At 39.8% G+C, this 12,272-nt stretch carries 9 protein-coding genes; 4 read left to right on the forward strand and 5 right to left on the reverse strand.

The genetic code is table 11. From position 1 onward, the window contains the following. Nucleotides 1–5: 5 nt before the first annotated feature. Nucleotides 6–3,830, reverse strand: a complete 3,825-nt coding sequence (locus tag GTK47_RS00795; protein WP_165126418.1) for a translocation/assembly module TamB domain-containing protein — start codon at nt 3,828–3,830, stop codon at nt 6–8. Next, a complete protein-coding gene (locus GTK47_RS00800; protein WP_165121837.1) occupies nt 3,830–5,572 on the reverse strand; it encodes an autotransporter assembly complex family protein in 1,743 nt (580 codons plus the stop codon). The genes GTK47_RS00795 and GTK47_RS00800 overlap by 1 nt, the downstream gene beginning before the upstream one ends. Nucleotides 5,573–5,710: 138 nt before the next feature. Here GTK47_RS00800 and msrA point away from each other — a divergent pair, with 138 nt between their 5' ends. Both msrA and GTK47_RS00810 read left to right on the forward strand, forming a co-directional pair. Further along, the gene (gene msrA / locus GTK47_RS00805; RefSeq protein ID WP_206535873.1) at nt 5,711–6,337 is read left to right on the forward strand and encodes a peptide-methionine (S)-S-oxide reductase MsrA; all 627 of its coding nucleotides are present in this window, start codon (nt 5,711–5,713) and stop codon (nt 6,335–6,337) included. A gap of 150 nt (nt 6,338–6,487) precedes the next feature. After that, nucleotides 6,488–7,867, forward strand: a complete 1,380-nt coding sequence (locus GTK47_RS00810; RefSeq protein ID WP_109394689.1) for a hemolysin family protein — start codon at nt 6,488–6,490, stop codon at nt 7,865–7,867. A gap of 79 nt (nt 7,868–7,946) precedes the next feature. Here GTK47_RS00810 and GTK47_RS00815 read toward each other — a convergent pair whose 3' ends face one another. Continuing rightward, nucleotides 7,947–8,153, reverse strand: coding sequence for a DUF1107 domain-containing protein (locus GTK47_RS00815; protein WP_006535730.1), 207 nt, complete (start codon nt 8,151–8,153; stop codon nt 7,947–7,949). A 283-nt stretch (nt 8,154–8,436) separates the two neighbouring features. Here GTK47_RS00815 and GTK47_RS00820 point away from each other — a divergent pair, with 283 nt between their 5' ends. Next, a complete protein-coding gene (locus GTK47_RS00820) occupies nt 8,437–8,997 on the forward strand; it encodes a YtfJ family protein (protein WP_109394691.1) in 561 nt (186 codons plus the stop codon). A gap of 53 nt (nt 8,998–9,050) precedes the next feature. Here the strand turns inward: GTK47_RS00820 and cysQ are convergent, their stop codons facing one another. Further along, entirely contained in the window at nt 9,051–9,791 is a 741-nt protein-coding gene (gene cysQ / locus GTK47_RS00825) for a 3'(2'),5'-bisphosphate nucleotidase CysQ (RefSeq protein WP_165121839.1), read from the reverse strand. 141 nt (nt 9,792–9,932) lie between these two features. Next, nucleotides 9,933–10,553 carry a peptidylprolyl isomerase gene (locus tag GTK47_RS00830; protein WP_036939421.1) on the reverse strand — a complete coding sequence of 207 codons (621 nt, stop codon included), beginning with the start codon at nt 10,551–10,553 and terminating at the stop codon, nt 9,933–9,935. A gap of 258 nt (nt 10,554–10,811) precedes the next feature. On the opposite strand from GTK47_RS00830, the gene GTK47_RS00835 reads away from it, so the two are divergent. Continuing rightward, on the forward strand, nt 10,812–12,260 hold the full coding sequence (locus GTK47_RS00835; RefSeq protein ID WP_165121840.1) for an NAD-dependent succinate-semialdehyde dehydrogenase: 1,449 nt from the start codon (nt 10,812–10,814) through the stop codon (nt 12,258–12,260). Nucleotides 12,261–12,272: the final 12 nt, after the last annotated feature.

Genomic DNA, 12,272 nt, shown 5'->3' on the forward strand with positions numbered 1-12,272 from the left:
ATAATTTAAAACTCAAATTGATAAAGCAGATCTATTGCCTGATTCATACCAGACACTGCTTGTAAATACAACCTGGGCATCAAGCGATAACGTAAGGTTAACGTCGCTAGCGAATCAAATATACCCACTCCATACTTCACTTGTAGATCGTTTGTGATCTTACCGCTGACCACAACTTGTGAGTTATCCCCCACACCTTGTGTATCAAGCGCTAAATCAGAAACACCAAAGGTTTCACCAATACGTCCTACAAGCTGACCACTTTGACCAACGCCTAATCCTATCAGCATTGCCGTCATTTGTGATGAATCCGCATCACCACTTTTATCTAACCCTTCACCTCTTAGCAAGTAGGATAACGCTTCTTGCTGTGTAAAAGCGGGTTCAGAGAAAATTTCAACTTTAGGTTTATCTGCAAGCCCAGTCACCCTGACGCCAGCAATCACATTATTTGCCGTATTTTCAGGATTACGAATAGCTTCAATATTTAAGTAAGGTTGATCAACTGGCCCTGAGAACAAGATTTGTCCCTTACGGACTTGTAGATCTTGCCCATAAGCTTTGAATTGCCCACGTGGAATATCAACTTGCCCATTTAAACCTAGTCCTTGTTTATTCTGATTTACTTTAAGTGCTCCCGTCAATCTGGCTTTAAGACCAAATGCGTCCAGTGTCACATCATCACCAATATTAATCGCTAAATTGCTTTGAATTGGAATCGATGTCTCTTTTGGCGCTATAGGCTGTAAGTTTTTATCCAGCATCACTTCATCTGAAGATGCCGATACCGCCGACTCCGGCAACTCTTGAACCACAATACGAGCCCAAGGGATATCAATACGGCCATCTAATTTCAGTAAATGAGGACCTGCCTCAAAGACGAGAGCAGGATTAACATCAATACGCACCATTGGCGGTAATGACACCCTTAGTTTATTACCATTAGCGGCCACCACTGCGCGCCATTCATCTAACTTACGCCAATCGGCATTACCAGTAAGATTTAAGTAACCTTCTGGAGTTTCGATTCTACCGCTTAAATCGGACGTCGCACCATTGAATTGAACATCAACATTCCCTTTCGTAATATCAAACGGGATCCAGTGCCCAACTACTTTTAATTGATTGATACCAAATTGACCAAATAGCAGTGGCGATTGTGCATTTCCGCCTAAACGTAATTGCGCACCAACACGACCTTCAGCTATTTCACCTTTACCTAAGAATGGTTTGATTAAATCTAATGTCAGATTATCAATATCCACCGTACCTGATAATTGGCGTTTCTTCTCAAGATCCGCAACATGCACATTCCCTTTAATATCACCATTACCCGCAATACTAATCAGCCATTGTAATGTCGCTTTACCGTTGTTAACGCCTGCATTTAAGGTAATAGCATCAAAATCAATCGGTAAAATAGTACCTTCGATATTCTGTTTTACTGCAACACCTTGCCCTTTTAGATTTACCGATGCTTTCGGTAATTCGCCTTTTGAGTTCCATATTGCTGTGGCATCGCCAGTAAATACACCTCGAACAGAAGTCTCTGGTGGTAAGAAAGGTTTGATCATAGCGAGATCAAAACGCGTCAATGTAATTGCCGCAGATCCGCTTTCACCCACAGTTATCGCTTTAGGAACACAAACTTGTGCATTTGGGTTTACCCAACAGTGAGAGCCAATGGTGACTTCTTGCTTTTCTGCCAACAAATTCAACGCCATGGCTTTATTTAAACGCCATTCACCCACTGGGGTATCAAATGCCGTATTATTAAGCATTCCTTTCCATTGCTGTTTCTCTTTATCGAATGAACCCGCTAATGTCAGTCCACCAGAAACAGGCTCACCATCCATTTTTAGCGTCAATTTATGCTGTTTTTCTGTACCAGCAGCATCCAACGTTAAATTACGAATAACTAAATCAGCTTGTTTTAACTGACGAGCAGTAATAGCGAGTTTGCCACCAATTTCTTTATCCGCTTGAACATCGCCTTTAATAAGGATGGATTCAACACCGATTTGATCTTGCCATTTAATGCCATGAGCATTGATATCAGCAATAATCTTAGGTGTATTAATATCACCACGAATATTAACTTTGCCTTTAATAACACCCGCTAATCCAGGTACTAAACCATTTAATCCCGGTGCATTAATATTGGCATCTAATGCCCATTTATCACCTAAATGCCCTTCAATATCGAGGTTATTTTTCCCCAAGATCAGTTTTAACTGAGGAATATTCCATTGGCCAGAATCATTACCGTAAGCATTACCTCTCGCTTTGATAAGATTATTTTTGATATTTCCATCTAAGGTGATTTCAGGAACACGTAATTGCCAACTTCCGCCATATAAACTACCTGTTGTGGCAATGCGTCCATCTAATTTTGCCGGCATATCAGGGTACTGTTTTGCCGTATTAATTCCTGAAATAGTGAGCAATGCATTCCAGCTAATTGCCTTACTCCAATCAGCAACACCCGTGATATCAGCATGACCTTGTAAGGCAGCTAAACGTAAACGCGTCAGCTCTATTTTCTCTTCATTCCCTTTTGCATCCAGCATTAATTTGGCTGGCGGGATCTCCTGACCTTCAATATCAGAGCGTAATGAGAGATCATAGTTATCTGTCTGACCATTTAAGCGTAATCGAGTATCGTTAAGTTGATACTGTATATCGCCTGTTAATGGCCAACGAACTTTTTGGCTTTCAAGAGTCAGTTTTAAAGGAAGGTGTGGTTTTGCCAGTTCAGCTTGAGCATCCAAAGTTGCTGTAACTGTTCCTGTTAAAGAAAGTGCTAATTTAAGCTCTTCCAGTAATGCTCCTTGCAAAGAAAGCGTCGCTCTTTGATCTTTAAAATCTTCAAGCCCTGCGACATCACGGACAGTCGCATTCACATCTAAATTAACAGGCCACTGTTTATCTAGGGTAATTCCCCCATTTAAACTCACTTCACCTTCTGGTGTATCAATATTTAATTTAGTGAGATTAACCTGCTTACCTTGAGTCTTTGCTTCAAACAATAATTGGTTAATCGTAACAGGTGTATCACCACTGACCTGTAATTGCTTACCTTCAATTCCTTCAATATTAATATCAACGGGAATAATAATTTCAGGTAATTCGGCTAATAATGGTTTAGCAAAAATCGCTTTAATTGTCTCGGCTAATGCCTGTTCTTTTTCTTCTTGTGTTGTGGGCTCAGTTTGAGGTTTTGCAGTTGCAATTTCTTTTACATCTTGAGCCGTTGCTTCAACACTCCCTTCTTCTGGTGTCTTTGGTAATGCCACCAGCAAATCATTAATAATTGTTGGATTTAATGTAACTTGGCGACCTTCCCACTGCGCACCCGTTTTAAATTCGCCTAACGAGATTGCCATATCGTCAATTTTTACATGCGTATTTTCTAATGAGAGTGAATTTAAATAGATAGGTAATGGCGCATTAAGCTCTGTTAGAGGCTCTGATGGAGGTGTTTCTTCAGAAGGAGGGAAAGCGCTAGTATCAACATTAACAACAACATCTCGTGTACCTAATGTATCGACGCAAACTTGTTTATCCGTCAAGCACGCTAAACGTAATCCTAATGATAATTCACCCACGTTCACGTCAACTCCGGGCATTTGATATTCAACACCCGTTAAACGCAGATCTTGCCAGCCACCACTAACATCTTTGATAACTAAGCCAGGAACCCAACGAGCTGCGCTATTAATAGCAAAATGCAATCCCGATTGTGTTCCCAAAATCCAAGCGACAGCACCGAATGTAAGCAAAATAATGATAAGGAGTGTTAGCGCAATCCATTTCAACCACTTTTTTATCATAACTCTGCTCCTAACCCGATATAAAACTGGAGTCTACGTTTATCAACGTCACTCACAGGTAAAGCTAAATCAAATTTAATTGGACCAACTGGTGATGCCCAACGAACACCTGCACCCGCACCTGTTTTAAAATCACTGCGCGTAAAATCATTAACCGCTTCACCACTATCAATAAAGACAGCACTCCACCAGTTACCCGTGATGTTATATTGATATTCTAACGATCCTACTAGCATTCTTGATGCCCCCGTTAAATTACCTTTATTATCTTCTGGTGAAATACTTTGATATTTAAAACCACGAACACTTCTATCACCACCAGCAAAGAAACGTAATTCAGGCGGTACTTGCTCAAACGCGTTGGTTTCAATCCAACCAAAGTTACCTCTTACCACAAAACGGTGTCCATCCCATGGTGTACGTATCCAAACGTGTTGCGCTTGAAATGCAGCAAACTCGACATCAGAGCCCCATATTTTATTGGAATAATCTAATGTATAACGTTGGCTATCCCCCCAAGAAGGCATCATACCGCCTCGTTGACGAACTCGACTTGCTGTAACACCCGGATAAAGCAACATAGTGGTATTCGTAACTTCACCTTGGGTAAAGTGGCTGAGGCTCCAACGTGTATTCACACTGTATTGCCAACCTGTTGACATATCCCAGTTACGAGACACATTTAGCGTTGTGGTATCAGAACGGGTGTCATTCAGATCGGTACGTTTAAAACCGCCCTGAACACCATAGTATTGCTCTAATGGATTGACCTTAAGTGGAATTTTATAATTGGCACCAATAGACTGTTCAGGCTGAGAAACACTGATATTAGAGGTTAAGCTATGACCTCGTGAGTTCATCCAAGGCTTATCCCACTGCATATTAAGGCGAGGGCCAACATCGGTAGCATACCCCCCACCAAGCTCAACATAGTTGCGAGAGCGAGGTGTTACTACTGCACTCATCGGCAACAAGTGAGAGCCATCAGCGCGTGCTTTAGCAATATCAGGTGTCACAACCGCAGAGTTAAACCACCCTGTTGCTGCTAAACGGCGATTAAATTCAGCCAGATCTTCTGAGGCGTAATATTGCCCCTCTTTAAAAGGAACAATATTTTGTAGATAGTCTTCACGGATTTGAGAGCCTGTGTAATTCACTTTTCCAAAACGATAGCGTTCTCCACTATCGAAAACAAAATCCCAATATGAAGCATGATTATCTAAAGAGACACCCAACTGGCTTTTTTGCATTTCTGCATCAAAATAACCACGGCGAATGGCAAGCCCTGTTAATGATCCTTTGAGTTTCTCATAATCTGCATGGTTTAAAACACTATCAAGAGGAGGTGTATTTTCTTTAATGACTTTTGCGTATTGGCTATCTGTTTTAGCGCCACCTTCAAGAACCACATCAACGCCTTTCAGTAAAATCGGAATACCCGGTTCAACTTTAGCGGTTAATACAGATCGTGCAGGCGGTGTATTTTCTTCATAAGAAAATGTCACTTTGGGCTGATAATAACCTAAAGGGCGAAGTCCTTCTTGAATTGCCTTTTCAACACGCGCACGAAAACGCCCGTCAGGTGCAACTTCTTCTGTTGTAATGTTTGATAGCTGGACTCGCGCATTTTTTTCGAGCTGCCCTTCTAAACCTTCTACTTTTAAACGCAAATTTGCCCCATAGGCAACAGGCGCGATAAAAGACAGACAGAGAACGTAGATAACGGAGTATCTCGGCACGTTTTCTCCTCAATATTATTTAATCCATGTGATAAATTGACGACAAACTGTTTTAAGCTTTATTGTAGATTTAGTTTATAACAATATTAAGCCTTTACCATAGTAAAGCGTTTACAAATATAAAAATTGGAGTCTACCTTGCAACATAAAGCTTACCAACCAGAGAATGCCTTAAGGGGTACTTCGACACCATTAGAAATATCTGCTAATCATGCTGTAAATGGGCATTCTATTAATGATATTCCAGCTAATATGGACATTGCTTATTTTGCGATGGGCTGTTTTTGGGGGGTTGAACGTCTGTTTTGGCAACAACAAGGCGTTTACTCAACAAGTGCAGGTTATAGCGGTGGTGTAACAGAAAACCCAACTTACCAACAAGTTTGCCAAGGTTTAACAGGCCATAGTGAAGTGGTGAGAGTTGTTTTTGATCCCTCAGTGATTAGCTATTCACAACTTTTGGCTCTTTTTTGGGAAAATCACAATCCATCACAAGGTATGCGCCAAGGTAATGATATTGGCAGCCAATACCGTTCTGCCATTTACACTGTTAATGAAGAGCAATATGAGCAAGCTATTGAGTCTAAAAAACGTTATCAACAAGCGATGAATACTCAAGGCGCAACTGAAACAATCACCACCGAAATTCAGCCCGTGGGCCCTTTTTATTTTGCTGAAGATTACCACCAGCAATATTTATATAAAAACCCACAAGGTTATTGTGGATTAGGCGGGATAGGTATCTGCTATCCTCCTGAAAAGTAAAACTAGCAGAAAATAGCAGGGCGATGATATAATTACGCCCTCTTGTCTATCTTTGTGAATAATTCCATCACAATATATTGATTTATCTTCTATTTTTAACACTCTAGTATTGCCCTTTGGATTAAATACTTGGGGTGGTGTGAGCCTTATATGCTTAATAGTTTACTCATTGTGCTTTTGCTTTGTGCTATCAGCGCCTTTTTTTCGCTGTCTGAAATCTCTCTTGCAGCTTCTCGTCGAATTAAACTCAAACAACTTGTTGATGAGGGCAATATTAACGCTGCGCGTGTATTAAAAATGCAAGAAATGCCAGGTATGTTTTTTACCGTTGTGCAAATTGGACTAAATGCCGTCGCTATCTTAGCGGGTATTGTCGGTGAATCTGCATTCTCTCCTTCGTTAAAAAGCTTTTACCTACAATTTTTTGAAGAGCCATTAGCGCAACAGCTTGGATCTATTTGCTCTTTTATTATTGTCACATCCATGTTTATTTTATTGGCTGACTTAACGCCAAAACGCATTGGTATGATAAAACCTGAAGCTATCGCATTAAGAATTGTGAACCCAATGCGTTTCTGCCTTGCCTTTTTCCGCCCTCTGGTTTGGTTATTTAATGGTATGGCAGATCTCATCTTCAAATTATTTAAAATCCCAATGGTAAGAAATGAAGATATTACTTCTGATGATATTTTTGCCATCGTAGAAGCTGGCGCTGTTGCTGGGGTTTTACGTAAACAAGAGCATGAACTGATAGAGAATGTTTTTGAATTAGAGTCACGTACCGTACCATCAGCAATGACTCCTCGAGAAGATGTGGTCTATTTTGATCGTGAAGAAACTGAAAGCGACATCAAAGAAAAAATTGCCACTCAACCTCACTCTAAGTTTCTCGTTTGTGAAGGTGATATCGACCATATTATTGGTTATGTTGATTCTAAAGAGTTACTTAATCGCGTTATTAACGGGCAAAGCTTAAATCTCAATGAAGGTGTTCATATCCGTAAAGCTTTGATTATTCCTGATACACTAACGCTTTCAGATATGTTGGAAAGCTTTAAAACATCCGGTGAAGACTTTGCCATCATCCTTAATGAATACGCGATGGTGATGGGTGTTATTACACTAAATGATGTGATGACAACTTTAATGGGCGATTTAATTGGACCGGGGCAAGAAGAGCAAATTGTGAGTCGTGATGAGCACTCATGGTTAGTTGAAGGTGGTACACCAATTGATGATGTAATGCGTGCACTTGATATCGACGATTTCCCAGATTCAAGTAACTATGAAACCATCGCAGGTTTTATGATGTATCGCTTACGTAAAATTCCCAAACGCACTGATTATGTAAAGTTTTCAGGATACAAATTTGAAGTTGTCGATATTGATAATTACAAAATAGATCAATTACTTGTGACAAAAGTTGATGATATTCCACCTGTTAAGCCTATTTTACAAGAACATGTTCCTGTTATACAGACAACAACAGAAGTCGATATCAAGACAAATGAGAATAAAACGGTAAGCTAACAAGTAACAAGTCGAAATTAATAACTGAGTCTTATCGAAGATATTCACGAGAAAGACTCAGTTATCTATCAGATAAAAGTTAGCCCATTTCTGCTTTTAGTAAAACGACCTGCTGGTTCACTTCACTCATGACATTAAAATGTAGCTTATCTCTTATTTTAGGTAATAAAATTTTACCGTAATCGAATTCAAATGCACCCATTCCTTTGATGTAAAACCGTCCACGAAATAATGTCTTAACGTAGAGAGCAATTTTTTCAGGGTTATAGCGATTGAAGATTTTCATCTTTCAGTTATTCTCCCATGCTCGTTGTTGAGTTTAATAAGTCATAAAGACTTATCTTTGTATATCAAATTTAAAGACCTAATTATAAGTACTAGGTTCAACTTATTTAATTTTCTTATCTGTTTTTACATTTATTGACAGTAAAGAATATAAATAAAGATAGCCTGCGCGTTATTTTACCCACTCAATGTTAAATAAATGTATCAATGATGAGGTATTATTCTTCATTAGCTTCTATGCTTAAATAGAATCTAACGTCGATTTCAATAATAGGATCATGGCTATGCACAAAATAACCTTAGCTGCTCTTTTACTCAGCACATCCACATGGGCATTTGCACATAACATCACTGAAAATACAGTACTTCCCGCTGTCACAATCAATGACAAAGGTGAGCTACTTTATGACACAACCAAAGATAAGTTTAGCTACCAAAATTGGAATAGTGGTCTGCTCAGTGGAAAAGTACGTACTGTTCAGCATATAGCAGGACGTAGCAAAGCTAAGGAGATGAATGCGCCGTTTATTGAAGCCGTAAAACTGGCTAAATTCCCACATAGCAGTTATCAAACTACAACAATTATTAATACTGATGATGCAGTGTTTGGTACAGGCCCATTTGTTCGTGGCAGTGTTGAAGACAGTAAAAAAGAATTTCCTTGGTCACAATTTATTGTTGATGCTGATGGTGTAGCATTAAAAGGCTGGGGATTAGAAAAAGAGAGTTCAGCTATTGTTGTTTTAGATAAACAAGGCAAAGTTCGTTTCGTCAAAGAAGGTGTATTAAGTGGTGCAGAAATCACGACTGCAATCAATCTTATCAACGATTTAATTAAAGAATAATTTTTGTGTCAGAGCCCTTATAAAACAAAGGGCTCCGATTTTGTAAAGTGGTACTAAAAGATAGAAACTCTAAATCCTGGATTTATCAGCGACTCTTTTGGGGAATAATCTAGCGTTACTCCTTTCCAATCAGTAACATGTGCGCCCGCCGCAACCGCAATAGCATGACCTGCCGCGGTATCCCATGTATGTGTAGGCCCAAAGCGAGGATAAAGCTGTGCTTTACCTTCAGCGACTAAACAAAACTTCAAAGATGAACCAACAGCAACGGTTTGATGTGCGCCAAGTTGTGAGAGGTATTCTTTTAATTCATCATCTTGATGAGAACGACTAATCACAATCACGGGAGGCTCCGCACGACTTGCATGAATAGGTAATCGTTGTCCACACACTTCTTTCCACGCCTGTTTATTTGCCGCTGCATATAACACATTTTGAACAGGGGCATAGACAACCCCTAAAACAGGAATACCCTTTTCAATTAAAGCGATATTTACCGTAAACTCACCATTCTTACTGATAAATTCTTTAGTTCCATCTAGAGGGTCAATCAGCCAATAACGATCCCAATGGCGACGCACTTCCCATTCAGGGGGATCTTCTTCAGATAATTGAGGTATATCTGGAGCAATAGAAGCAAGTCCTTGTTTGATAACTTGGTGAGCAGCCAAATCAGCCTCTGTAACAGGTGAATTATCACTTTTTTCCTGTACTTGGATAGGCTCTGATTGCTGATAAATCTGCATTATCGCCGTACCTGCTTGGCGAGCTAATTTGCTGACTTGTTCTAACATAATGCACCTCTCTTATTTCTATAAGCAGATAACTTCTCTTATAAAAATTAATTACCCTACTGTCTCTTTATTTTAGTACAGAGACGAAAATAGCCGGCAAAACCGGCTATTTTTTACTCTGATTTACCGCAGAATAAGAAATTATAAAATTTCTAATAATTCTACTTCAAATACTAATGTTGCGAATGGAGGAATAGCCGCACCTGCTCCACGTTCGCCATAAGCTAATTGGTAAGGAATATATAATTCCCATTTTGAACCTACTGGCATTAATGTTAATGCTTCAATCCAGCCTGCAATAACACCATTTACTGGGAATTCAGCAGGTTGACCACGTTGAACTGAGCTATCAAACACAGTGCCATCAATTAAACGACCAGTGTAGTGAACACGAACATGATCAGTACGCGCTGGAATTGCGCCTTCACCCGCAGTCAGTACTTTGTACTGTAAGCCAGATTCTGTAACTTGAACGCCCTCATTTTTCACATTTTCTTCTAAGAAGATTTTACCAGCATCAGCCAGCTCTGCTTGGCGTTCTTGGCGAACAGCTTCAGCACGCTCGTGCATAGTACGTAAGGCATTGTGTAATGTTTCAACAGGTACAGAAGGCGCATTACCTTCTAATGCATCGGTCAAGCCAGCTAACAGTGCTGCGGGCTCTAATCCTTGAAGACCTGATTCAGTCAGTTGTTGACCGACTTGCAGACCAATACCGTAACTTGCCTGTGATTCGATAGAATCAAATGATGGTTTTGACATGAAAAATACCTGTTTTTTATGAAAGTTAGATCCAAGAATAACAGCGGTAAGGTACAGCGTAAACCTTCAGTCTTGAGTAATGGGAATTATTCATAAAAAACATAAGCAATTGACCTTATTTATCGTCTTTTTGGCGCTTTTTTATTGGCATTTGTCATACTTATTTTCACAACATCGCAACACAGGCATATAATTATAAACAGGTACAAAACTGCCTAGCCTTATAAATATCAATATATGTGTTCAGAGAGGTATTAAGTGAAGATAACGACGAATCCCTATTTCCGCGAACAAGGCTATATTGATGGTCTTTGGTGTAATGCTAAAAATAACGAAACTGTTGATGTTGTCGATCCTGCCACGGGTATTTTACTGGGTACTGTACCCAATATGGCAACACAAGAAGCAATAATGGCTGTTGATGCTGCACAAAAAGCCTTACCAAAATGGCGTGCACTCACAGCACATCAGCGCGGAGCATTATTGCAAAATTGGTTTAGATTAATCACTGAAAATAAAAGAAAACTTGCTGAGTTAATGACATTTGAGCAAGGTAAACCTGTTGCTGAAGCTGAAGGTGAAATTGCTTATGCAGCCTCTTTTATTGAATGGTTTGCAGAACAAGGTAAGAGAACCAACGGTGAAATTATTCCTTCACCTTCTGCTGATAAACGTTTGATGGTAATTAAACAAGGTATCGGTGTTTGTGCTGCTATCACACCTTGGAACTTCCCTGCAGCTATGATCACCCGTAAAGCGGCTCCTGCATTAGCGGCAGGTTGTACTATGGTGATTAAACCTGCCAATGAAACACCTTATACTGCATTGGCTTTAGCAGAATTAGCGGCTCAAGCCGGTATTCCCGCCGGTGTTATTAATATTGTAACTGGTGATGCCATTAAAATTGGCGAAGTCTTTACCTCTGATAACCGTGTTCGCAAATTAAGTTTCACTGGCTCTACGGGTGTTGGGCGTTTATTAATGCGCCAGTGTTCAGATAGCGTAAAAAAAGTCTCTTTGGAATTAGGTGGCAATGCACCATTTATCGTATTTAACGATGCCGATATTGATAAAGCGGTTGAAGGTGCTATGGGAGCAAAATTCCGTAATGCAGGGCAAACCTGTGTTTGTGCTAACCGTTTTTATATTCATAAAGATGTTTATCAACAATTTAGTGAACGCTTTGTTGCCGCAGTTAAAAAGCTCAAAGTGGGAAATGGTTTTGAAGAAGGTGTCACTATTGGGCCTCTTATTAACCGTAAAGCTGTTGAAAAATCACAATCATTGCTTGCTGATACACTAAAGCGCGGTGCAACATTGCTTTGTGGTGGAGATAATGACAAAGCGGGTGAGAACTTCTTCCAACCTACCGTTGTTGGTAATGTTCCTGCTGATAGCCATATCCTTGAAGAAGAAATATTTGGCCCTGTTGCGCCTTTAGTTATTTTTGAAAATGAAGATGAAGTGGTGCATTTAGCTAATAACACCATTTATGGTTTAGCCGCTTACTTTTATAGTGAAAATCCACAACGTATTTGGCGTGTTGCTGAAAATTTAGAATACGGCATGGTGGGTATTAACACCGGTTTAATTTCCAATGAAGTTGCACCATTTGGTGGTATTAAACAATCAGGCCTAGGTCGTGAAGGTTCTGAACACGGTATTGAAGATTATATGGAGATGAAATATCTCTGCCAAGGATTATAAATAACCTTTAAC

This window comes from Proteus sp. ZN5 (assembly GCF_011046025.1).
Taxonomy (GTDB): Bacteria; Pseudomonadota; Gammaproteobacteria; order Enterobacterales; family Enterobacteriaceae; genus Proteus.